21 protein-coding genes and 8 tRNA genes are annotated in these 23087 nt (G+C 56.1%); 14 read left to right on the plus strand and 15 right to left on the minus strand.

Annotated features, from left to right (window positions below; translation table 11 throughout):
- Positions 1-88: 88 nt before the first annotated feature.
- Both lptF and lptG read left to right on the plus strand, forming a co-directional pair.
- Complete coding sequence (gene lptF / locus ABD827_RS12985) at positions 89-1198, plus strand: LPS export ABC transporter permease LptF (protein ID WP_298721175.1); 1110 nt, start codon at positions 89-91, stop codon at positions 1196-1198.
- Positions 1198-2268: an LPS export ABC transporter permease LptG gene (lptG, locus tag ABD827_RS12990; protein ID WP_344965158.1), complete on the plus strand. Its 1071-nt coding sequence runs from the start codon at positions 1198-1200 to the stop codon at positions 2266-2268. Before lptF ends, lptG begins: the two co-directional genes overlap by 1 nt.
- A gap of 108 nt (positions 2269-2376) precedes the next feature.
- Here lptG and ABD827_RS12995 read toward each other — a convergent pair whose 3' ends face one another.
- Positions 2377-2832 carry an RDD family protein gene (locus ABD827_RS12995; protein WP_344965159.1) on the minus strand — a complete coding sequence of 152 codons (456 nt, stop codon included), beginning with the start codon at positions 2830-2832 and terminating at the stop codon, positions 2377-2379.
- 214 nt (positions 2833-3046) lie between these two features.
- Here ABD827_RS12995 and ABD827_RS13000 point away from each other — a divergent pair.
- The 3 genes from ABD827_RS13000 (at position 3047) to ABD827_RS13010 (ending at position 5324) form a co-directional block, all read left to right on the plus strand.
- Positions 3047-3131, plus strand: a tRNA-Leu gene (locus ABD827_RS13000).
- A gap of 226 nt (positions 3132-3357) precedes the next feature.
- Positions 3358-4695 carry a 23S rRNA (uracil(1939)-C(5))-methyltransferase RlmD gene (rlmD, locus tag ABD827_RS13005; protein ID WP_344965160.1) on the plus strand — a complete coding sequence of 446 codons (1338 nt, stop codon included), beginning with the start codon at positions 3358-3360 and terminating at the stop codon, positions 4693-4695.
- A gap of 428 nt (positions 4696-5123) precedes the next feature.
- A complete protein-coding gene (locus ABD827_RS13010) occupies positions 5124-5324 on the plus strand; it encodes a hypothetical protein (RefSeq protein ID WP_344965161.1) in 201 nt (66 codons plus the stop codon).
- Between the two features lie 27 nt (positions 5325-5351).
- On the opposite strand, the gene ABD827_RS13015 is transcribed toward ABD827_RS13010, so the two are convergent.
- The 5 genes from ABD827_RS13015 to rsmC all read right to left on the minus strand — a co-directional run bounded on the left by ABD827_RS13015 (position 5352) and on the right by rsmC (position 8101).
- The gene (locus tag ABD827_RS13015; protein ID WP_344965162.1) at positions 5352-6185 is read right to left on the minus strand and encodes an ion transporter; all 834 of its coding nucleotides are present in this window, start codon (positions 6183-6185) and stop codon (positions 5352-5354) included.
- A gap of 363 nt (positions 6186-6548) precedes the next feature.
- Positions 6549-6634 (minus strand) — tRNA-Leu (locus tag ABD827_RS13020).
- Between the two features lie 73 nt (positions 6635-6707).
- Positions 6708-6793: transfer RNA gene (locus ABD827_RS13025), tRNA-Leu, on the minus strand.
- 71 nt (positions 6794-6864) lie between these two features.
- Positions 6865-6950, minus strand: a tRNA-Leu gene (locus tag ABD827_RS13030).
- 125 nt (positions 6951-7075) lie between these two features.
- Complete coding sequence (rsmC, locus tag ABD827_RS13035) at positions 7076-8101, minus strand: 16S rRNA (guanine(1207)-N(2))-methyltransferase RsmC (RefSeq protein WP_344965163.1); 1026 nt, start codon at positions 8099-8101, stop codon at positions 7076-7078.
- A 292-nt stretch (positions 8102-8393) separates the two neighbouring features.
- Here rsmC and dapA point away from each other — a divergent pair, with 292 nt between their 5' ends.
- The gene (gene dapA, locus ABD827_RS13040; RefSeq protein WP_344965164.1) at positions 8394-9266 is read left to right on the plus strand and encodes a 4-hydroxy-tetrahydrodipicolinate synthase; all 873 of its coding nucleotides are present in this window, start codon (positions 8394-8396) and stop codon (positions 9264-9266) included.
- A 111-nt stretch (positions 9267-9377) separates the two neighbouring features.
- Here the strand turns inward: dapA and hfq are convergent, their stop codons facing one another.
- Positions 9378-9755, minus strand: coding sequence for an RNA chaperone Hfq (gene hfq, locus ABD827_RS13045; RefSeq protein WP_344965165.1), 378 nt, complete (start codon positions 9753-9755; stop codon positions 9378-9380).
- 122 nt (positions 9756-9877) lie between these two features.
- On the opposite strand from hfq, the gene ABD827_RS13050 reads away from it, so the two are divergent.
- Positions 9878-11050, plus strand: coding sequence for an MFS transporter (locus ABD827_RS13050; protein ID WP_344965166.1), 1173 nt, complete (start codon positions 9878-9880; stop codon positions 11048-11050).
- A gap of 522 nt (positions 11051-11572) precedes the next feature.
- Here the strand turns inward: ABD827_RS13050 and ABD827_RS13055 are convergent.
- Complete coding sequence (locus tag ABD827_RS13055) at positions 11573-11782, minus strand: cold-shock protein (RefSeq protein WP_071472183.1); 210 nt, start codon at positions 11780-11782, stop codon at positions 11573-11575.
- 291 nt (positions 11783-12073) lie between these two features.
- On the opposite strand from ABD827_RS13055, the gene ABD827_RS13060 reads away from it, so the two are divergent.
- Positions 12074-12385 (plus strand): putative quinol monooxygenase, encoded by a 312-nt coding sequence (locus tag ABD827_RS13060; RefSeq protein ID WP_344965167.1) that lies wholly within the window; start codon positions 12074-12076, stop codon positions 12383-12385.
- Positions 12386-12769: 384 nt separating this feature from the next.
- Here ABD827_RS13060 and ABD827_RS13065 read toward each other — a convergent pair whose 3' ends face one another.
- The 7 genes from ABD827_RS13065 to mutY form a co-directional block, all read right to left on the minus strand.
- Entirely contained in the window at positions 12770-13753 is a 984-nt protein-coding gene (locus tag ABD827_RS13065; protein WP_344965168.1) for a hypothetical protein, read from the minus strand.
- Between the two features lie 193 nt (positions 13754-13946).
- A tRNA-Thr gene (locus tag ABD827_RS13070) sits at positions 13947-14022 on the minus strand.
- A gap of 20 nt (positions 14023-14042) precedes the next feature.
- A tRNA-Phe gene (locus ABD827_RS13075) sits at positions 14043-14118 on the minus strand.
- Between the two features lie 28 nt (positions 14119-14146).
- Positions 14147-14222: transfer RNA gene (locus ABD827_RS13080), tRNA-Phe, on the minus strand.
- A 63-nt stretch (positions 14223-14285) separates the two neighbouring features.
- A tRNA-Phe gene (locus tag ABD827_RS13085) sits at positions 14286-14361 on the minus strand.
- A 94-nt stretch (positions 14362-14455) separates the two neighbouring features.
- Positions 14456-14731 (minus strand): oxidative damage protection protein, encoded by a 276-nt coding sequence (locus ABD827_RS13090; RefSeq protein ID WP_298722226.1) that lies wholly within the window; start codon positions 14729-14731, stop codon positions 14456-14458.
- On the minus strand, positions 14728-15786 hold the full coding sequence (mutY, locus tag ABD827_RS13095) for an A/G-specific adenine glycosylase (RefSeq protein WP_344965170.1): 1059 nt from the start codon (positions 15784-15786) through the stop codon (positions 14728-14730). The genes ABD827_RS13090 and mutY overlap by 4 nt, the downstream gene beginning before the upstream one ends.
- A gap of 221 nt (positions 15787-16007) precedes the next feature.
- On the opposite strand from mutY, the gene ABD827_RS13100 reads away from it, so the two are divergent.
- From ABD827_RS13100 to ABD827_RS13125, 6 genes are all read left to right on the plus strand, one after another.
- On the plus strand, positions 16008-17186 hold the full coding sequence (locus tag ABD827_RS13100) for an aminotransferase-like domain-containing protein (protein ID WP_344965171.1): 1179 nt from the start codon (positions 16008-16010) through the stop codon (positions 17184-17186).
- A gap of 198 nt (positions 17187-17384) precedes the next feature.
- On the plus strand, positions 17385-18110 hold the full coding sequence (gene trmB / locus ABD827_RS13105) for a tRNA (guanosine(46)-N7)-methyltransferase TrmB (RefSeq protein WP_344965172.1): 726 nt from the start codon (positions 17385-17387) through the stop codon (positions 18108-18110).
- 280 nt (positions 18111-18390) lie between these two features.
- Complete coding sequence (locus tag ABD827_RS13110) at positions 18391-19785, plus strand: COG3014 family protein (RefSeq protein ID WP_344965173.1); 1395 nt, start codon at positions 18391-18393, stop codon at positions 19783-19785.
- Between the two features lie 23 nt (positions 19786-19808).
- A complete protein-coding gene (gene lpoB / locus ABD827_RS13115; protein WP_344965174.1) occupies positions 19809-20417 on the plus strand; it encodes a penicillin-binding protein activator LpoB in 609 nt (202 codons plus the stop codon).
- 50 nt (positions 20418-20467) lie between these two features.
- The gene (locus ABD827_RS13120; protein ID WP_344965175.1) at positions 20468-21877 is read left to right on the plus strand and encodes a DUF6844 domain-containing protein; all 1410 of its coding nucleotides are present in this window, start codon (positions 20468-20470) and stop codon (positions 21875-21877) included.
- Between the two features lie 10 nt (positions 21878-21887).
- On the plus strand, positions 21888-23075 hold the full coding sequence (locus ABD827_RS13125; RefSeq protein ID WP_344965176.1) for a CsgG/HfaB family protein: 1188 nt from the start codon (positions 21888-21890) through the stop codon (positions 23073-23075).
- The last annotated feature ends 12 nt before the right edge of the window (positions 23076-23087 follow it).

The following is a 23087-nucleotide window of genomic DNA, read 5'->3' on the forward strand; positions in this document are numbered from 1 at the left end:
CTTCGCGTACTTAATATGCGAAAATCGTAATTTTACGCTTATTCTTAAGCGTTTCCATTAAAAAGACAAGTTTACACTGGGATTAACGGTGATTGCATTCCGCTATTTGTTTTGGGAAACCCTGAAGACTCAGCTGGCCGTGTTGTTCGTGCTGCTGCTGATCTTTGTCAGCCAGAATTTTATCGAGGTTTTGGGGAACGCCGCCAACGGTGAGATACCCGGCGCCCTGGTCGGTAAATTGCTGCTGCTTAACCTGCCTGACATGGCCACGCTGATGCTGCCGATCAGCCTCTTTATCGGTATTCTGTTTGCACACGGCCGCCTGTACGCCGAAAGCGAGATGACGGTGATGCGGGCGGTGGGCATTGGCCCCGGTAAAATCATGCGCGCCACCATGATTCTGGCCTTGTTCTGGACCGGCGTTGCGCTGTTTAACTCGCTCTGGCTCACGCCCTGGTCCAAGGCGCAAGTCTATCAGTTACTGGAAGAGGTGAAGGCCGACCCGGGCTTTGCCGTATTGCGTGAAGCACGCTTCATGAGCCTGGACGGCGGTCGCATCGTGGCCTATGTGGAAGAGCTGGAGCCCGAAGAGGAGGGAAACCGCCTTAATCGCCTGTTTGTGGTGCAACGGGGCCAGGCCCAGCAGGATCCCAGCATAGTGGTGGCCGACGGCGGCCGTTTGCACGAGCGCAGTGGCGGTCAGTGGCTGACGCTCGAAGATGGTCGTCGCTACAGCGGAACTCCCGGTAACCGGGAGTTTGATGTGGCCGAGTTCGACGAATACAGCGCCTATATTCGTGCATCCGAGGTGGGCGAAGCGGAGCGCAAAGAGGCGTCGATAGACAGCTCTTCTCTCTGGCAGTCGGACGCATTGCTGGACAGGGTCGAGTTACAGTGGCGACTGGTGTTGCCGCTGTCGATGCTGGTGCTGACCCTGGCGGTCGTGCCGTTGGCGGTGGTGAATCCGCGCCAGGGCCGTTATGCCAAGTTGCTGCCGGCCATACTGCTGTATCTGGCTTATTTTCTGTTGCAGAGTGCCTCCCGCTCGGCGGTGGAGGGAGGGGAGCTGCCGGTGTTGCCCGGTCTCTATACGGTGCCACTGCTGTTCTTGCTGCTGGTGACGGTGCCGCTTAATTTGCTGGAAACGGCCTGGTGGAACCGAACCCGGGAAAAATTAAAACGAAACAAGGCGGCCTGATGCTGACTATTCTCGATCGTTACATCGGCCGTACCGTGCTGATGTCCATGCTGTTGTGCGAACTGACGCTGGTGGGGCTGTCCGCCATTATTCGTTATGTGGAGCAGTTGCGCAGCGTGGGTGAGGGCAGCTATACCCTGCTGACGGCGTTTTATTATGTGCTGCTGTCGATGCCCAAGGAAATCGTACTGTTCTTTCCCATCGCGGCTTTGCTGGGTGGCCTGATCGGACTGGGTCAGCTGGCCAGCAGCAGCGAGCTGGTGGTGATGCAGGCTTCCGGCAGCTCCCGTTTCAATATCGTCACCAGCGCCCTTAAAACGGCCTTGCCGCTGATGCTGATCATCATGTTGATTGGCGAATATGCGGTGCCGACCACCAAGCTGGCGGCGGACGATCTGCGAACCCAGTCCCGCTCCAACGGGCAGGTGGTGCTGTCGGTCAACGGCGTCTGGGCCAAGGACAACGAATCCTATATCAATATCGGCCAGGCCCGGCGTGACGGCACCCTGAGTAATATCACTCTCTATTACTTCAACGATGACATGCAACTCAGCCGTATCACTCAGGCGGCCAGTGCGACTTATCAGGATCAGCAATGGCAGCTGAGCGGCGTGACCGACACCCTGTTCACCCCCGGCGTGTCCGTCGAGACCGAACAAGAGGCCGGCCGGGTCTGGCATTCCAGCCTGACGCCGGAAAAACTGGGGGTGGTGGCCATCGATCCGGGCGAATTGTCGATGCGCGGCCTGTGGGAGTACCGAGGCTATCTGGAAGACAACGGTCAGGACAGCAGCCTCTATGAACTGGAATTCTGGCGCAAGGCACTGCAGCCGGTGATGGTGATTGCCATGATGTTGCTGGCCTCTTCCTTCGTGTTCGGCGCCTTGCGCAGCGTGACCATGGGGGCGCGACTGTTGATGGGTATTCTGTTCGGGTTCGGTTTCTATGTGGCCAACGAAGTGTTTGGCCCCATCAGCCTGGTCTATGAGGTGCCGCCGGTGATCGGAGCCCTGGGTCCCAGCCTGCTGTTTATCGGCGTGGCGCTGTTTTTGCTCAATCGCAGGGCCTGAAAGCGGGGGTTGGGGAATAGGGGCTGGGGATTAGGGACTGGGGACTGGATTAATCCCTATTCCCTATTCCCTATTCCCTATTCCCTATTCCCTATTCCCCAGTCCCGGTTACTGTTTATCCAGCAGCTGCTTGTTCAGCTCCTTGCTCATCACCACCATCTCGCAGTCGGCGATTTTATCCTGCAGCGCCAGTTTTGTGCGCGGGTTCAGCCAGATCCAGAAGTTACCCAGTCCCAGTAGCGCAGTGACGGCGCGGATAATGCACTGTGCCAGACTAAGGCGGCGGCCATCGGTATTCTGCACCCGCAGGCGCCAGGCGCGCATGCCGATGGTCTGGCCGCTGGTACGCCAGAACCAGCAATAAAAGCCAAGGGCCACTGTCAGCAGGCTCAGTTGGTACAGCCGGTTGGCACTGAGCAGCTCGGCGGTATCCTGATAGGGCCCCAGTGTTATCCAACCCTGACTCAGGGCCAGCGCAGTCAGGCCGAAGAAGATAAATCCCGCCACCATCAGCAGCGATATCACCACCAGTAAATCATAAAGCCAGGCACCCAGTCGCCGCATTACACCTGCCCTGGGCAGCCCCGTATAAGAATTCACTACCATTATCCGCCGTTTGCTGAAAAGTGGCCGTATTCTAGCAAATGCAGTGGCCGGGAGTAATCGATACTCGATTGCATAATTTATATGCATTCGTGACGCTTGTTGTCATAATCTGCTTGCGGGCAGCCGGCGGATACGTATAATGCAAACCGCTCACCTAGGTGAGTTATCAAGAGGCGGTGTGGTGAAATTGGTATACACGACGGATTCAAAATCCGTTGCCTTCGGGCGTGGCGGTTCAAGTCCGCCCACCGCTACCACTTGATAATCAAAACCACCCGCGAGGTGGTTTTTTGCTTTCTGGTCTTCACCTTCCCGCTTGGTACCGTGTAAAACACCCGTTTCCAGCCTATTGCCGGCGCTAATCCTATCCTGTCCACCTATCCCTGATGACCGGTGACATGCGACCTTTCAAGGTCCATTCCCGCCAGCGGCGGGATCACGTAGAATGAGCTGTTTTTTGCATCTTACCTAGAGTGTATTGTCATGTTAAAGCCCGGCCTGTTGGTTAGCGTCTCCGTTCACAGCCTTACCGAGAAAGGAGATGGCATCGCCACTCTGGAAGGGCGGCCCTTGTATATCGAAGGCGCGCTGCCCGACGAACAGGTTGAGGTGCAGCTGAATCTGGTCAAGCGCAACTTCTGTCAGGGAACCCTGGTACGGGTGCTGCAGCCTGCGGCGGCGCGGCGTGAGGACTTTTGCCGCTACACCGCCTGTGGCGGCTGCCAGCTGCGAGTGATGAACGATGAGGCTCAGCTCGAGCTGAAGCGCCGGCTGCTGGTCGATGTGTTGCAGGCCAAAGGCCTGGACTGCCCGGTGGCAAATACCCTGGGCATGAGCGAGCCCTTTCATTATCGCAACAAGGCTCAATATGCGGTAAAGCCCGGACCCGAAGTCGGCTTCTATGCCAAACACAGCCATCAGCTGGTGGAAGTCGATGAATGTCGAGTGCAGGCGCCGGTAACCACCGAGGTGGTGCAACGAACAAGAGCCTGGATGCGCCGCTGTGCCGTATCGGCCTATAACGAAGCCACTCACAGCGGCAGCGTTCGCCATATCATGGTGCGTGACGGCATTCACAGCGGTGAGTTGATGGTGGTGCTGGTGGTGGCCGAATCTCCCTCGAATGAGGCCTTGGCCCAGCTGGTAACCGAGCTTGAGTCTGTTACCGGGCTGGCCAGCCTGATGCTGAATATCAATGCGGCTGTCGGCAATCGGGTGCTGGGGCCGGAGAACCGACTACTGTGGGGTAAAGAGCTGATCGTCGATAGCCTGGATGGACTGGAGTTTGCCATTTCACCGCTGTCTTTCTATCAGGTCAACCCACGCCAGACCGAGGTGCTGTACCGGGAGGCGATGCGACTGGCCAAGCTGCAGGGCAATGAAGTGGTGTTCGACCTTTACTGCGGCATCGGTACCATCAGCCTGTTTATGGCCCGCCACGCCAGACAGGTGATCGGCATCGAGCTGGTGCCCGAGGCCATTGCCGACGCCCGTGCCAATGCCGAGCTGAACGGCATCACCAATATCGAGTTCCATCAGGGGGCGGCAGAGCAGCTGGTGCCCCGGCTGTATGCCGAGGGCGTGACCGCCGATGTAGTGGTGGTGGATCCGCCGCGCAAGGGCTGTGATACGGCGCTGCTGGTGACCCTAGCCGAGATGCAGCCCCGTCGGCTGGTGTATGTGTCCTGTAATCCCAAGACCCTGGCCCGGGATCTGGCCTGGTTGTGTGAGCATAGCTTCAAGCTGGAACAGGCCACACCGGTGGATATGTTTCCCCACACCATGCATGTGGAAACGGTGGCGCTGTTGACGCGGGCATAAGGCGAATAATACCAAACTGATTAACTAACTGATCTATTCGGTGCTCTGCAAAGGTCGGACAAATGGCTCGCTCCTCCGACACGCCGTGAATACATCCGTGTAGGCTCCGCCGCGCCATCCTTGGCGCGGAGGGTCGGCGGAGCAGATCCCTTTATCCTCCCAGATGCCAAGGAGCTGCCTGTTGGCGTCGTTTACAGGTAACTCGGTACTCGAGAAGAGGCAACAGAGATCGACTGCCACGACCGTGAAATGCCATGGAAGGCATTTCCTGAGCCCTCTGGGATGAGTTTATGGCGTGTCGTGGGAGGCGGCTGTGTTGCCTCTGATCTGAGGCCTTAATATGATCAGATCATTACTGGGGTTGGTATAAGATATTGCAATAAAAGTTAATGATAACTATTATCATCATCTCGACGGAGGAGGCGAACATGGTCGTGTTGTTGGTATTGTGCTGGCTGACGGTGGTGTGGTGGGTGCCGAACTCGGCGCTGACCCTGTGGCTTAGTGCGGGTTTCGCGCTGTTTGCGTTGCTGTTGATGGTGCCCGCGGTCAGCCGTCACTGGTACTGGCTACCTGTCGGCGGGCTGGCCGGGCTGGGGCTGACCCTGGGCTTGCTGCTGGGCACCTGACGTGGGGAAGCATCTTTGCCTGCCGCTTCAAGGCCGGCGGTTGTTTTTCTGCAGCAGGGCTTCAACCCGGTTCAGCTGTTCCCGCAACTGGCCCAGCTCCTGATGCAGCGCCCGGCTCTCCTGCTCCGGTCCTTCTCCATTTTCCGCCTTGAACTTGGCACTCTCGCTTTGCATTACTTCCAGTACTATGCCGATCATCATGTTGAGGAAGATAAAGGCGGTGAGGAAGATAAAGGTGATGTAGAAAATCCAGCTGTAGGGATAGGGCTCCATGGTGGCATACATCACATCGGTCCAGTCCTCGAAGGTGGCGATGCGGAACAGGGTCAGCATCGCCTGGCTGATATTGCCCCACAGGAAGGGATCGACCTGTTCGAACACGAAACTGCCGACAGCGGCGTAGATATAGAAGATGATGAACATCAGCAGCGCCACATAGCCCATGCGCGGGATGGACACCACCAGGGCGTTGAGCAGTACCCTCAGCTCGGGGATCATGGAGATCAATCGCAAGGCGCGGAACACTCGCAGCAGGCGGGCAATCAGCACTGTGTCGGTGCTGTCGATGGGTACTATGCTGGCCAGCACTATCACCAGGTCGAAAACATTCCAGCCGGACTTGAAAAAGTCCCTGAAACGGGGTTCAGCCGCCATGCGGATGGCGATCTCCACCAGGAAGAACAGGGTAACGGCGGCGTCCAGTACCGCCAGTATTTGCTCGAAACGGCTGGTGTTGTCGTAGGTTTTGGCGCCCACCACCAGGGCGGACAACACGATGACGGTAATGACAAAACCTTCGAACAGCTTGTTGCTGCGTAAACGTAAAAATTGGGCCTGCAGTTGGGCAAATCCGTTATTCATGTTCTATCTCAAACTCACAAAGCCATCGCACAACAGCGTGCGGCGCTAAAATTACTCTATTGTGCAGTGACGCACAAACCTTATCTAATCGCGCGGATCTGGACGTTGGGGATAGTGATACCAATTACATTAAGCACCTGATCAGGATTTTGGCCTGTACCCCAGAGGTGGCTGTGTTGCCTCGATCTCAGATTTAAATTAATGATCGGATCTTTATTAAAATTGGCTTACAAATCAAGAAATTGAACTCGGCAAGAGACTTGCGAGCATTCGCTTTACAAAGGGGATGGTTCGAATAACAGAGGGATATTTCAGAGTGGTACTGCTTAAATAGCAGGGGGCTATTAGCTGATATAACAATCGTGGTGCGAAGGGGGGGACTTGAACCCCCACGTCCATAGGACACTAACACCTGAAGCTAGCGCGTCTACCAATTCCGCCACCCTCGCATACCTGATTGTTCGGCTATTTGAGATGAGCCACCATCTTTTTATCTGAGTATATTAACAGACCCTGGGAGTCTGGTGCGAAGGGGGGGACTTGAACCCCCACATCCATAGGACACTAACACCTGAAGCTAGCGCGTCTACCAATTCCGCCACCCTCGCATACTCAAATTGTCCGGCTGTTTTAGATGAGGCCGTCATCGTTTCCTGGCGTCCGTTACCTTGCGGTAACTTGGTGCGAAGGGGGGGACTTGAACCCCCACATCCATAGGACACTAACACCTGAAGCTAGCGCGTCTACCAATTCCGCCACCCTCGCGTTGCCAAGGACTGCGAATTCTATAGATTTTTTTCCGCTCGTCAATACGAAGTTTTCGAGAAAAGTTAAAAAAACCGGCGCTCATGGCCGGTTGGTTAAAAAGTGGGCTAATTACGCACGTAAAGTCAGCGTCTGGCTCGATAGATCTTGAACTTGCCGGTGGCGGCCAGGGTTTCGCAGTGACCAAAGCTCTTTTCTATCAACTCCGGATAGGGCAGAAAGGCATTGGCCACCAGGATCAGCGAGCCGCCGGGCAGCAGATAATCGGCGGCGGAGCTCAGCAGGGTTTCGGTGGTGTGATAAAAGGTTTTCAGGCCTGCATGAAAGGGCGGGTTGCTGATGATGTGATTGAACTTGCCGCTCACCTGACTCAGGCCGTCGGAGGCATAGACCCTGGCGTTGGTGTCGAGCCGGTTTTCCGCCAGGGTCATTCGGCTGGCTTCCAATGCCAGGGCGTTGATATCGATGCATTCCAGCGCCATGTCGGCATTACGCTTCAACAGGCTGGCGCCGATGACGCCGGCACCACAACCGAAGTCGAGTACCCGCCCCTTGAGGGAGCTGATGGTATTCAGCAGCAGGCGAGAGCCCGAGTCCAGATGGCCGGCACTGAATACGCCAGGCAGGGCACAGATCTGCAGTTGCTCTTCTTCCAGCGGATAACGACTAATCCAGTCGGCCAGGGCAAAGGGGGTTGGCAGGGTCGTCAGTTCGGCCTGATACAGGCTGGCGCGTCGAGCACTGTCCAGCTTGTTGACCTGCTCGCAGTAGGGCGCCAGTAATTTGGGCGCCGACTTGACGCCCCCCTTGTTGTCTCCGGCGATAAACACCGGGGCACCGACCGCCAGCAATGGCAGGCAGGCGGCCAGCAGGTACTCTGCCTCGGCCTTGGCCTTGGGCATCAGCAACAGCAGGCCGGCAGCGCTACCGGGAGCGGGGCGGGTGCCAAATTCGATATCGGCAAAACCCTGGGCCTGTTGCCACTGAAAATAGCGAAAATCGGTGGTAAACACCCGGGGCGCGGGGCCGGCCTCGGCCAGCAGACCGGGAAGCTTGTCTTCGAGCAAACCGCATACCAGCAAGGGCTGGCGGCTCAGAATATCCAGATTACGGGTCAGCATTTCGCTGACCGGGGTCAAGGCCTCAAACATCGCGGGCTCCGCGGTAAATAAATCAATTGGGCATTATACATGCCACCGGTACTCTTGACATTTGTCGGTCATTAGCAAAAGATGCTGTTCAAGGTCTTTTCAGGTGCAACTCATGGTTTTTATCGTTAAACGTAAACCGGGAAAACCGCTTAAACGAAAAGCGGCAGCCTCTGTTGCGTGACCGACGCCTGATTTTCATCAAGACAAGATGTTCTCAAACCCCGGTGATGCAACAGCGACCGGGGTTTTTTATTTAAATTTTTCAATCCTCTAGCCAGGAGAAGGAGTTTCCATGTTTCGCGGTTCTTTAGTTGCCCTGCTTACCCCCTTTGACGGTGACCGACTCGACGAGGCGGCATTGCGCCGGCTGGTTGACTGGCACATCGAGGAGGGTACTCACGGCATTGTGCCGGTCGGCACCACCGGGGAAAGTCCGACCCTGACTCATGACGAGCATTGCCGGGTGATTGAAATTGTGGCGGAACAGGCCGCAGGGCGAGTACCGGTGATTGCCGGTGCCGGCTCTAACAACCCGGTAGAGGCGATTGAATACAGTAACTGTGCCCAGAAGGTGGGTGCCGATGCCACCCTGCATGTGGCCGGTTATTACAACAAGCCGAGCCAGGATGGCCTTTACGCGCATTTCAAGATGCTGCACGATGCCACCGAACTGCCGATTATCGTTTACAACATTCCGCCGCGGGCCGTGGTCGATATTCAGCCCGAGACCATGGCGCGCATCGCCGAGCTGCCGCGTATTGCCGGGGTGAAAGACGCGACCGGTGATCTGGCGCGCCCCTGGGCCGAACGCCAATTGATCAAGAAGCCGTTTGCCTGGTTGTCCGGCGAAGACGGTACCGCCGTGTCTTACAACGTGGCCGGTGGTCAGGGTTGTATCTCGGTGACCGCCAACGTGGCCCCACGCCTCTGTGCTCAGCTGCAGGAGCTGACCCTGGCCGGCAAGTGGGAAGAAGCCCGCGCCTTGCAGGACCGTTTGCTGCCGCTGCATCAGGTGATGTTTGCCGAGCCTAATCCGGCCTGTCCCAAATATGGTCTGTCGTTGCTGGGGCTGGCCAGCGAGCACTGTCGTATTCCCGTGGTGCCGCTGCAGGAAAGCACCAAGGCACGCATTCGCCGGGTGATGGAAGAGCTGGAACTGATTTAACCTTGGTGGCCGCGTAAGCGGAAATCCGGGAGCGGGGAGACAAAAGCCTCCCCGTTGATAACAAAAAGGTCAGCTTGAGCTGACCTTTTTGTTATTGAGCAACGAAAGCAATTAGCCCTGATCGTCGTCGTTGGGGTGATCGTATTGATCATCCCGGCGATGATTATCTTCTCGCGGAGTGTGATGGCTTTCGTAACGGGGGCGGCGGGGCTTGTTGAGAATAACCCCGGTACGCGGCGGCCGGCGGGTCGCGGGAGAAATAGTGGAAATCTTGGCTTTATAAATCAACTGCTGCTGACCGCGGGGGTCAGATAGCAGAATGCTGTATTGATCAAAGGCACTGATCATTCCTTCCAGCTTGATGCCATTGGTGAGGAAGATGGCGCAATGAGTCTGATTCTTGCGCAACCAGTTCAGTGCCGCATCCTGTCCGTTACCCAATGAAAAAGCCTGTTGAAGCGATTGGGGGTTTGCTGGTTGGGCAGTCATGTAGGCAGTCCTGTTTGTTATTTTTCAACCTTGATTGTGCTTAATGAATGCCCGACTTGTCAAAGTAAAGCTCACTTTAATCCTGCAGCCCTGATCCCATTACCATAATCAGAGGAAGATGCGTGGCAACATCCACTACGACGACCCATACCCTTGTTCTGGCCTGTCTTATTGTCAGCATGGGACAATTGAGCATTGGCCTGTTGTTACCAGTGCTGCCGGCCATCAGTCAGACCCTGACCGAAGATCCGGATCGAATACAGTGGCTGGTTTCTGCCTATCTGTTTGCCTTTGGTCCGGTACAGTTGTTGTATGGCCCCTTGAGTGATGCCCGGGGGCGTCGCCCGGTGCTGCTGGCGGGACTGGCACTGGCGTTGCTGGGAGTAGGTCTGTGTCTGTTGCCCGGGGCATCATTCGAATGGCTATTATTGGGACGGTTACTGCAGGGGTTGGGCGCCGGCTGTGGGGCCGTGGTTTCCCGTGCCATGCTGCGCGACCGCTTCGAGGGCGCGGCCTTGCGCAATGCGCTGTCTTATGTGGCCATGGCGGCGGCCTTTACGCCGATTGCGGCACCGGCGGTAGGAGGTATTCTCGGTCACCACCTGGGGTGGAAGAGTGTATTTGTGGCCATGTTTATTTACCTGCTGGGTCTATGGACATTGCTGCTGGCCGGCTTTAAGGAAACCCATAACGGCGAACGCCGCTCGATGAAGTTGAAGAGCATTATCCTCAACTACCGCCATTTGTTGGGGTTACGCCACTTTCTGGGTTATGGCGGCATGTTGTGGGGGCAGTTTTCACTGATGATGGTGTCGGTGTCGGTAATGCCTTACGTGATGCAGCGGCAAATCGGCATGAGTGCGGCAGAATATGGCAGCTGGGCACTGCTGCCGGCGATGGGATTATTGCTGGGAGGGATTATCAATAATAGGATTCAGCACCGGGTATCGGCCGAAGACATGCTGCGCCTGAGTCCTTTTGTTCAGATGTCTGCCGGTGTCTGGATACTGGTGATGCCATTACAGCCGGTCTGGGTGATCAGCGCCATCTTTATTCAGGCGCTGGGTAATGGTATGGCTTTCTCCAATGCGATGAGCCGCTTGCTGGAGCCCTATCGGGATCTGGCCGGTGCCGCCGCCGCCCTGTCCGGCGCACTGCAAATGCTGACCGCCAGTCTGCTGACCGCCGGACTGGTCTATTACGGTGTGGATACCGCCTTCAGTCTCGGCCTCTGTATCTTGAGCGGAGCCGTGTTACTCAAGTTACTGTCCTGGTATGCCATCGGCCGGTTTTAGTGGTCATGGAGAGGAAGAGCAGAGCGGGATGAATGCAGTGAAGCGGTTATACCAATCTAAGTAAAAATATGATCTATTTAAAACTGGATACTCGAGGAAATAGAGCCAGCTCCCACTACACGCCATAAACCCATCGATGGGGGCTCGAGAAATGCCATCCCTGGCATTGTCACGGTCGTGGGAGCCGAGCTCTGTTACCTCTCCCTAAGCACCTAGTTGTCTGCAGGTCGCTCCTACAGTCGACTCCGGAGCATTGGGGCGGATGAAGGGTTCTACTCCAGCGACCATCACATGACAGGACGTCATGTGATGGTCGCCACAGGGAGGTGCTTGCAGCGTGTCGGTGGAGTAGATCTTTCGTTCGACCTTTACCGGGCAGATAAACAGATCAATTAGTTTTCCAGATTGGTATTATTGGTATCAGTCTTTTGGGAAAGAGGGCGAGCAGGGGAGGGTTGAAAAAAGGCAATAAAAAAGCCGCGCCCGGAGGCACGGCTTAGGAATTCTTGGTGAGGTAGTCTCTTACAGAGGAACTACGTTCTCAGCCTGAGGACCTTTCTGACCTTGAGCTACAGTGAACTGTACTGCTTGGCCTTCGGCCAGAGTCTTGAAACCCTGGCTCTGGATGGCGCTGAAGTGTACGAACACGTCAGGACCTTGCTCTTGCTCGATGAAACCAAAACCTTTGGACTCATTGAAGAACTTTACTTTACCTTTAACGATATTAGACATACCTAAATCCTGTAAACAAATCTACCATAAATAAACGAGCTTGGAAAAATACAGATTTAACTTATGAAATACAGGACGAGGTACTACTAGAACATCGTAACAAGAACATAAATATAGCCGTATTTTTCGAGCTGCGGTCACTCTAACCGGTTACCCGATGAGGGTCAACAGGTATTTTGGGCGGAATGTTCGATTGAAGGAAAAAATACGGTGGCGCCGGGCGAGGGGCCCGGACTGTGCAGGCGGGGCCGGTATGTATTAGCATATCGGCTTTATTCTTACCGAGAGTCGATGATGTCTGATTTATATTGTGTTGCCCGTTTTAACGCCAAGCCGGGCAAGGCCCAGGAATTACAACAGGCGCTGAAAAGCCTGATCGCCAATACCCACAGGGAAGACGGTTGTCTGCTGTATCAGCTAACCGAGGAAGTGCCTTATGCCGGTGCCAACGGCGAGCCCTGGGATTGTGTTTTTATCGAACAGTGGGCCAGCAGAGAAGCGTTTGAAGTTCATTGTGCCCAGCCTTACATCAAGGAGTATTTCGAGCAGTTGGCCCCGGCCCTGGTGGCTGACGCCGATGTCCGGTTGTTCCGCCCGCTTTAAGTTTTCGTTTATACCAATCTAAGTAAAAATATGATCTATTTAAAACTGGATACTCGAGGAAACAGAGCCACCTCCCACGACACGCCATAAACCCATCCATGGGGGCTCGGTAAATGCCATCCTTGGCATTACATGGTCGTGGGAGCTAATCTCTGTTGCCTCTTCTGAGCGCCGAGTTGTCTGCAGGTCGCTCCACAGGCGACTCCGCAGCATTAGGGAGGATGAAGGGTTCTACTCCAGCGACCATCACATGACAGGACGTCATGTGCTGAGCGTCGCAGGGATGCGGTTCAGCGTGTCGATGGAGTGAACGCTTCGTTCGACCTTTACCGTGAAGCCAAGTAGATCAGTTAGTTTTCCAGATTGGTATTAATCAGCGTTTACTCAGCGTCTAAACACCAAATCACCCTTGAACATGACTTCCAGCCGAAGCGTCACGCCGAACTGGGCGTCATAGTCCTGATCCCGGGGAAAATGCAGCTCCGGGATAAAATCGACAAACAGGATTTCCCGGTGCAGATTGCGTCGATAGTGGCTGTACAGGTAATAATCATGCAGCCTCGGATCCGAGGTGCTTCTTCCCACTGCGGCGATGGCGTAACGCATGACGCTGCGTTTGCCCAGTATCTGGTTCAGCTCCACCGACTCGGAATATTCCAGGGTATCGACTTCTTCCTGCCACTGAAAATTGGTGATAAAGCGCAGGTGATGGTTTTCATCCAGCGGCCGGCCGACATCCCATCGGCTGCGTATGGAATAGCCTTCCTCGTTGAACCAGGAGGCGCGATTGTAGGACTCCAGCTGCCATGGTGACTCGAGTTGCCACAGCCGTTCACCGGTAAAACGCACATAAGGATCCGGCGGCCAGCGTACCTTGACCCCGGCTCCGGCCTGCAGGTTCCAGGCTTCTCTTTTATCCCGTTTGCCGAGTCTGTTCAGACCGAGAATGGTGCTGCCGAGGCTGCGCTGATCGGTACGCAGCCGGTTGGAACCTTGTTCGGCCAGGGTGCCCTCGGTCTCTTCCGGATCGCTTTCGATAATGAAGCGTAGTCGCTCTTTGGTGGTAGGCAGATCGAGGCGAAAACGCGCCGCCGTTTCGGCGCTGAAGTCTTCTGCGTCACTCCATTCCAGCTCCTGGCTCAGGCGCAGGTAGGAGCCGTTTTCTACATGCAGACTGTCGTCGGTACCGAAAAAGCCGTCGATATTACGAGAATTGTTGGTAACCCAGTGAGAAATGCTGTCGTGCATGGGCGTGATCCTCTCCACGGCCCAGCCCGGCAAGTCGGTGTCGTCTTCTCTTATCTCTGACTCTGTCTCGGCACTGGCGGCGGCAACGGCCAGCATGGCAATCAAGTATATCTTTTTCATGGCAGCATCCTTTTGCCGTTTGCTTAAGACTATGTTTATCGCAAGCAGAATGCCAATGCGTCGGTACTACCATCAGCGCCGAACTCGGCAACTGGAGGGGGAGGGCAGTGAGGGAGTCTTGCAGTGAGCAACAAGAGGAAATGCAGTTGGTAAAACGCAGACACAAAAAAACCAGCGCTGAGGCTGGTTTAAATGGTGCCGGCACCAAGAGTCGAACTCGGGACCTACTGATTACAAGTCAGTTGCTCTACCAACTGAGCTATGCCGGCGTTTGGCACTTGCTTTAAAATGGTGCCCAGAGACAGAATCGAACTGCCGACACGGGGATTTTCAATCCCCTGCTCTACCGACTGAGCTATCTGGGCGTTGGACTTTTATATAAAAGCACCGAAATGGTGCCCAGAGACGGAATCGAACCGCCGACACGGGGATTTTCAATCCCCTGCTCTACCGACTGAGCTATCTGGGCTTAACGTGATCTTTTACCAAGAGCACATTGAAACTGGTTTCAAGCTTATTGCTTATTCAAATATGGTGCCCAGAGACGGAATCGAACCGCCGACACGGGGATTTTCAATCCCCTGCTCTACCGACTGAGCTATCTGGGCAACGGGGCGTCATTAAATAAGATTGCCCCATTCAAGTCAACCGCTTTTTGGAAGGCTCAAGCGCGTTCGCTCAAGCCTTGAACAAAGCGGTGATTTAGTCTGCGGAAGGGGGGGTGTAGCCATCCACTTTTACGTCGGCACCTTCAAACAGGTAGGCGATCATTTCCTGCTCAAGCAACTGACGGTGCTCGGCATTCATCATGTTGAGCTTCTTCTCGTTGATCAGCATGGTTTGCTTCTGCTGCCAACCGGCCCAGGCTTCCTTGGAGATATTTTCATAAATGCGCTTGCCCAGATCGCCCGGGTAGAGTTGAAAATCCAGCCCTTCGGCCTCTTTCTGTAAACGCTGACAAAAAATAGTACGGCTCATAAATTCCTCTCTTGCAATTGCGGGTAGGCGAGCAGCTTCTTGGTGGCAGCCGCCAGGCCGACCGACGCCGGTTGCTGCAAGTTATACCAAAGTCGCTCTGTTCCGGCCATGACCTCGTCCGGTATCCGGGGTAATTCTACCAGCCAGGGCTCGATATCCAGATGAAAATGGCTGAAGGTATGGCGAAAGCCGGGCAGGGGACTAGGCTCGGACGCGTGTGGATAGCGCTTGAGCCAGGTTCTGAGTTCCTGCTGGTCACGAAATTCGGGAAAACAATAAAGCCCGCCCCATAGTCCCTGGGGTGGGCGCTGCACCAGCAGGATGTGATTGCCCTGCTTGAGCAACAGAAAACAGGACTGTTTTTCCGGCTGCACCGTCTTTTTCGGCCTGGAGTGAGGAAAGGCGGTGGGGGTATCCAGCGCCCGCGCCTGGCAATCATTCTGTACCGGACACAGTTCGCATTTGGGTTTGGAGCGAGTACAGATAGTGGCACCCAGATCCATCATCGCCTGATTGTATTGCGTTACCCCCTGCTGTGGCGTCAGTTGCTCCACCCGTTGCCAGAGTGCATTTTCCACCTCTTTTTTACCGGGCCAACCCTGTTGCGCCAGCCAGCGCGCCAGCACCCGCTTGACGTTGCCGTCCAGAATACCGTGATGCTGACCGAGCGAGAGCGACAATACGGCCCCGGCGGTGGAACGACCGATACCCGGCAGGCCCAGTACTTCTTCGAAACGCTCGGGAAAATGGCCCTGATAATGGTCACGAATCACCTGGGCGGCCTTGTGCAGATTGCGGGCGCGGGCGTAATAGCCCAGCCCGGTCCACAGGTGCAGCACCTCATCCTGGGGGGCGTCGGCCAGGCTCACCACATCGGGAAAGCGCGTCATAAACCGCCGATAATAGGGAATGACGGTGGTGACCTGGGTTTGCTGCAGCATGATCTCGGATACCCAGACCCGATAGGGGGTTTTATCCTGCTGCCAGGGCAGGGTTTTACGGCCATGCTGTTCATACCAGGTCAGCACGCGTTCGGCAAAAGAAGCTGTGTTCACAATATTGACTGCATAAAAATGAATGGCCGGATCAGAGCACAGCGGGGCAGGCAGTGCAAACCGGCCGGCTCGGTCTCGGCTCATGTTATCTGTAATCGGCGCAAGATGATGCGGCTGTTTCGAATACTCTTTTGTTGTTGGCAGTTTGTTATTCGACTGTTTTCTGATACAAAAGAAGGGTTTTGTTGGCGCCCGCCAAGCCCGTTTTTAGAGAGACTCTTATGCAGCCCTTTTTTGCCCAGCGCTTTGCCAAGGTAGAGCCGTCCTTCATCCGTGAAATTCTCAAGGTCGCGGTTAACCCGGAAGTGATCTCCTTTGCCGGTGGTTTGCCCAACCCGGCCTTTTTCCCCAATGAAGAATTGGCCGTTGCCAGCGCCCGGGTGCTGCAGAACAAGGGCAATGGCGCCCTGCAATATTCCGCTACCGAAGGCTTTGCGCCACTGCGGGAATATATTGCCGAACGCTATTTTCAGCAGCATGGCATGCGGGTGTCGCCCGACAACATTCTGATCACCAACGGCTCTCAGCAGGCACTGGATTTGCTGGGCAAGGTGCTGGTCGACGAAGGTGACAAGCTGATTATCGAAGAGCCGGGCTACCTGGGCGCCATTCAGGCACTGTCGGTGTATCAGCCCGAGTTTCAGGGCGTGGCACTGAATGATGACGGTCTGGATCTGGATGAACTGGATACCTTGCTGGCCCAGCCCGACCATGCCCGCCTGCTCTATGGTGTGACCAATTTCCAGAACCCGACCGGCCTTAGCTACAGCCGCGAAAATCGTCAGGCGGTAGCCGAGCGACTGATCAAGCACAATGTGCTGATGATCGAAGACAACCCTTACGGTGAGCTGCGCTTCGAAGGCGAGCACCTGCCACCCGTCGCCCAGCTGGCGCCGGATAACGTGGTACTGATGGGCTCTTTCTCCAAGGTGGTGGTGCCTTCGTTCCGCCTGGGCTGGATGCTGGTGCCGGACTGGCTGCGCCAGAAGGTCACCATCGCCAAGCAAGCCGCGGATCTGCATACCAACGGTTTCGTGCAGCAGGTACTGCATGCCTATCTGCAGGAAAACAACCTGGATGACCATATCGACCGCATTCGCACCGTGTATGGCCGCCAGAAAATTGCCATGGAAAAGGCATTGTTGAAGCACTGCCCGGGCATCGACTTTACCCGGCCCGAAGGGGGAATGTTCCTGTGGCTGAAGCTGCCGCAGCATATCGATGCCATGGCGCTGTTCAACCTGGCCATCAAGGAAAACGTGGCCTTCGTGCCGGGCCAGCCCTTCTATGTGCGGCCGGATATTCTGAACACGGCCCGCCTGAGCTATGCCGGTGCCGACGAGGCCACCATAGAAGAAGGCATCAGCCGGCTGGGCCGGGTGATCCGGCAAGTACTTTAACCCACAGCTGGAAGCTTTAAGCCATAAGCTGTAAGTAAAACAAGCACCTCATCTCGGTGCTTGTTTGTTTTTACGGCTTAAGACCGTGGTTTAAAAATAACTTACAGCTGACAGCTTCAAGCTTACCGCTGCTTTTGGCCTTGCACCTTGAGCCGAACTTTGGATAATTCGCCTTCCCAAGCCCGCCGGAGAATACAGATGACAGACGAACAGCAGCCCGACCAAACCGAACAAGCCGAAAACGAACTGCGCAAGCGCAAGATCCGCAGCTTTGTGCGTCGTGAAGGCCGCCTGACCAAGGGTCAGGAGAAAGCCATGACCGAGCAATGGCCGATCATGGGCATCGAATACAGCGCCGAGCTGCTCGATCTGGATGCGGTATTTGGCCGAGCCGCCCCTCGGGTGCTGGAAATCGGCTTCGGCATGGGTGCTTCGTTGGTGGAAATGGCTCGTGTGGCTCCGGAGCAGGACTTTATCGGCATCGAAGTGCATACCCCGGGCGTGGGCGCCTGCCTGATGGGCGCGGCCGAGACCGGACTGACCAACCTGCGGGTGATGTGTCACGATGCGGTGGAAGTGTTCGAGCAGATGCTGCCGGAGCAGAGCCTGGATCGGGTGCAGCTGTTCTTCCCCGACCCCTGGCACAAGACCCGCCATCACAAGCGTCGTATCGTGCAGCCGGCCTTCGTGGAAATGTTGCGCAGCAAGCTGAAAATCGGTGGTGAATTCCATATGGCCACCGACTGGGAAAACTACGCCGAGCACATGCTGGAAGTGATGAACGCCGCCCCCGGCTATACCAATGCCACGGTAGAGGGTGATTATATGCCCAGACCCGACTATCGGCCGCTGACCAAGTTTGAACAGCGCGGTCACCGCCTGGGTCACGGTGTATGGGATCTGATCTTTACCCGCACCGCGTAATCCTTCGTTTTATATCCTGACCTTATCGAGAAGGCCGGCATCGCCGGCCTTCTTTCGTTCTGTAATGACCCGCCGGGCCGACGGCTCGATAAAGCCCGTCTTGTTGATCGCTTATTGAACAATGTTGTTGTTTTTTCTTTCGCTTTTTCATATTTCATCGCACCTATATCATTATAGTACTAATGAGTGGTTCAAATAGGTCTTCTTTTTGTGTTAAATAGGGTGCGTCAGAATTTGACGGACTCATTAACTCGATTAAAAGAGCACGGAAGAACACAACATGATCCCTCTTTCAGGAAAATTCCCCCTGGTATTGGCCGGCGTACTGATATTGTCCGGATGTACCACCATGCATCAGAAAAACAAATTTGGTGATTTCGACAAGGCGCTGGTTGATGGACGCAGCCTGGATGCCCTGACCATTGCCGAACAGCATTCCGGCCTGAATGAAGAGGGAAAAGCAGACGACCTGCTGTGGTCCTTGCAGGCTGCCAGCCTGATGCGCCAGGAAAAAATATACGACAAGTCCAACAGCCTGTTTGATCAGGCCGAAAACGGCATGAAGGATGAAGACACCAAGCATCTTCTGATGCAGGGCGTCGAGCTGGCCGGCTCCATGCTGGTGAACGACAGCATTACCAGCTATCACCAGACCCAGTATGACGGCGTCATGCTCAATGCCTACAAGGCCCTGAATTTCATGGCTCAGGGTGATTACAGCAATGCCCGGATTGAATGGAACCGCACCGAGGATCGCCAGCGCCGGGCGGCCGAGCATTTCGCCTCGAAAATCGCCGACCAGCAAAAAGAGTTGGCAGAAGAGGAAGAAAAAGTCGATAAGGAAAACGTCAACCGCACCCTGGAGGCGGCCGATCCCCTGTTGGCCGAGCAGGGCGTTGATCTTTCCGCGTGGCAAGCCTACGACGGTTACGTCAATCCCTTCGCCACCTACCTGCACGGCTTGTATTTCATGCTCAAGGCCCAGGACAAAAGCGATTACAGCAAGGCTCACGCCAGCTTCAAGCGCGTTTATGGCCTGACCAAACATGCCGATGTAAAAACCGACATGAACATGGCCAATGCCCTGCGCCGGGGTCAGTCCATGAAGCGCCAGAAACCCACGGTCTGGGTGTTGTTTGAAAATGGTCTGGGCAGCAAAAAAGAAGAGTTCCGCATCGACCTGCCGTTGTTTGTCTTTACCTCCAATGTCAGCTACAGCGGCATTGCGCTGCCCAAACTGGTGGAGCGTCCGGCGGCCTTTTCCAACCTGAAGATGGGGCCGGTAAAAACCCGTCCGCTGGCCAGTATGGATCGCATTATTCAGGCCGAATTCAAAACGGAATTTCCCTACATCCTCAGCCGCGAAGTGATTCGCGCCACCCTGAAAACCGTGGCCCAGAAACAGCTTAAGGATCAAAACCAGTTGCTGGGCATGGTGGCTGGTGTCACTCAGGCTGCCACCACCGGCGCCGATATTCGTCACTGGAGCGCCCTGCCCAAGGAGTGGCAGCTGGCGAGGGTTCAGCGCCCGTCCAATGGCAAGCTGGACATCAAGGTGTCCGAGCTGGATCAGCCGCTTGAAGTGACGCTGGATCCGGAAAGTCGTTTTCACCTGGTGTATGTGAAGGCCACCTCCCCGCAACAGCAGCCCCAGATTGAAGTCATGAATCTGTAACAATTAAGAAAAGAGAGAGCACAATGAAAAAACAAGTTTCCGTGGTGATCCTGATGGCGGCCCTGTCCGGCTGTGCCACCACCGCCCACTACGTTAACCCGGGTCAGGACCAGACAGTGGTCATGGGGCTGGATTACAAGGACTTTGAAAGCGCGGCATCCCAGGCTGTGGACGAGATGGTGGCCAGCCCCTTGCTGGTGCATCCCAAGGCGGCCCAGGGCGGGCGTTACGTGATGGCGGTGTCGTCCATGATCAACGACACCACCCAGCGTATCGACACCGATCAGCTCACCAAGAAAATTCGCGTGCGCCTGCTGCAAAGCGGCAAGTTCATCACCACCACCGCCATTGGTCTGAACGGGCCGGAAGACGCCATGACCCAGCAGGTGCGCCAGCTGCGTAACTCGGCCATGGTCAAGGGCAGTACCGTCAAGAAAAACCACAAGGTGATCGCGCCCGATTACAGCTTGAGCGGCAAGATCATTCAGCGCAACAACCGGGTGGACCGTCGTACCCAGCAGTCCGACTACTACTTCCAGCTGACGCTGACCAATCTGGAGAACGGTCTGGCCTACTGGGAAGGAGAATACCCCATCATCAAGCGCGGTGATAATCGCACCGTCACCTGGTAATGAAGGCGGGGCTCAAGCAGCCCCGTTTTTTTGAATAAAGGACAGCAAATATGAACAAGCATCTATACTGGGCCGCGCTGCTGGGGCTTTCTTCCGCTTGCGTGGTTGCACATGAAGGGCCGGCTCCGGCTTCGTTGCCGCAGCCGGCTGCGGTCATCGTCGACGAGGCCGCCCCGGCCCAGACCGAAATAGAAATCGTCAAGGCGGCCGAACGTGGCATCGACAACGCCCACCAGCATGTCAGGGAGCAGGCCGACAAGTACGTGCGGGCACGCAAGGCCGCCTACCGGCGTCAGGGGCGCGGACAGCAAGTGTTCCTGCAATTCGGCGTGGCCGATGTGTCCCGCCCGCCCACCTCGCCCGACTGGGCCGATGCCCGCAGCATTGCCTACCTGCAGGCCCAGACCAAGGCGCGGGAAGCGCTGATCAAGGAGCTGTATATCAGCATTTCTTCCGAGGTGATGCGCGAGGCGTTCAAGACCAACCAGCAGCCGGAATTTACCCCGGAAGAGCTGCAGCGCAGCGGCAAGCTGGAAGCCATGTTCGACAAGGTAGTGGCGGTGGCCGATGCCTCGCTCGATCAAAAGCTGGTCGAGCTTGGGGTGGATCCCCAGGAGTTTAACGCCGCACCGCCTTCCAAGCGCAAGCTGATGATGCGCAAGGCCATCAGCCGTACCGTAAACACCCAATCCCGGGGTGAAATTGGCGGTGCCATGATCATTCGCACCTTCGAGATCACCGATAAAAACGGCAACACCTCGGTGGCGGCGGTACTGTCTACCTCCAACAAGATGAAAAACGTGCTGGCGTCACTGCGTCAGAGCAAGGGGCATGTGCAGCCCGAGCCGGAAAAGCGCGGGATTAACCTGGACAATTTTCTTGAGTCCAACAAGGCCAACCTGATGTACGAATACGGCGTCAAGCTGATGCATGACGAGCAGGGTTACCCCATGCTGGTGTCTTTCGGCATGGCCGGCAACGACTGTAACCCGGTGGACTACGAAGAGTGCAACGACAACCGGGACTTTGCCTTTATCGAGGCGGAGCAGGAGGCTTATGCCCATATTTCCGAGGCCTACAACCTCTACGGCAGCGTCAATACCGAGACCAGCAAGGGACAGGTGCGGGAAAAAAACGCCACCCTGACCAAAACCGATGCCGGTGAGGAAACCCTGGAAGAGTTGACCACCAAGCTGCTCAAGGAGACCCGGCAGATGTCCAAAATGAGCTCGTCGGTCAAAGGTCTGGTGGGGTTGCAGGTGGCCAAGCGCTGGACCCATAAACACCCGACCTCCGATCGTGAAATTAACGGCGTGGTGGTGGCCTGGCATCCGCAGAAAGAGCAGGCCATGCGTACCTTCAAGGCCGGCAAGGTACCCGGACAGAAAGGGGCCACCGGCTATCAGGGTGGCGGCAACCAGGGCGCCAGCATGGATATGATGGACATATCGGATTTCTGAGGAGCAGAGCATGAAAACATGGTTGCTGGCAGCGCTGCTGCCATTGTGCCTGCTGGCCGGTCACGCTTGGGCCGATGTGACGCCGGTGCAGGTGAGCGGTTTTGGTGTGACCGAGCAGTTGGCGGTAGAAAACGCCCTGGTGGAAGCGGTGCGTCAGGTCAACGGCGTGGACATCAACAGCTCGCAGCAGGTTGAGCAGTTGCTGCACAAGAAAAACGGTGAAACCGAAAGCCTGACCCACACCCAGCGAGACGGCCGCATGGCCGCCAAGGGCATGGTCGACAGCTACCAGATGCTGTCGCAGCGGTGCGATGAGGCCGGTTGCCGGGTGGAGTTGCATGTAAACGTGCTGCGCTACAAGCCGGCGGGCAGGTCCGCCGACAGCCGGCGCAAGCTGGCGGTGCTGCCTTTCAAGGGCAGCCATGGCGCCACCTTCAGCCGTGATTTGCAGGATCTCTACACCCAGAGCCGGCGCTTTGCGGTGCTGGATCGAGAGCAGGATCAGGCCTATCAGAAAGAACGCCGGCTGTGGGAGAGCGATAACACCGCCCTGACCGAAAAAGCCCGCATGGGTCAGGTGCTGGGGCTCGACTACATGGTGGTGGGCAAGGTGGAAAAGGTCGGCACCCGCCGCTGGTCCGAAACCGTGGCGCTCACCGGCGAGGTCAATCATTATGCCAGCAGTGCGTTGCGGGTACGCTACCAGATCATCGAGGTGCCCACCCGGCAGGTGAAGTGGTCCGACACCGTCAGCCTGAGTGCCAACAACGGCAACCTGAACGGGCTGATCAACCAGGCGGTAACGCGGATTTTCCAGGAGTCGATGGAGAATATCTATCCGCTGCGGGTGATCGGCGTGACCGGAAACCGGGTGATCATCAACCAGGGCGGCAAGACCCTGAAAAACGGTAGTTACTTTACCGTCTACAGCTTGGGCGAAAAACTGGTGGATCCCTACACCGGCGAGGTGCTGGGCCAGGATGAAGAAGCCATTGGCAAGATTCGCATTACCACGGTCAAGCCCAAAATGGCCTATGCCAGACTGGTGGAAGGAGACGCCGGCCTGGTGGAAAAAGGCCAGATAGTGCGTCCCGCCAAGGCGCCGGTTCGCAAGCCGGCCCCGCGTAAAAGCTCGGCCAGCAAGTCACCGCCCCGGGAAAGCACGCAAACCGCCGAGGGCGGCGGTGTGATCCTCTGAGCATTTGGTCCG

Source organism: Oceanisphaera sediminis, assembly GCF_039539745.1.
GTDB lineage: Bacteria > Pseudomonadota > Gammaproteobacteria > Enterobacterales > Aeromonadaceae > Oceanimonas > Oceanimonas sediminis.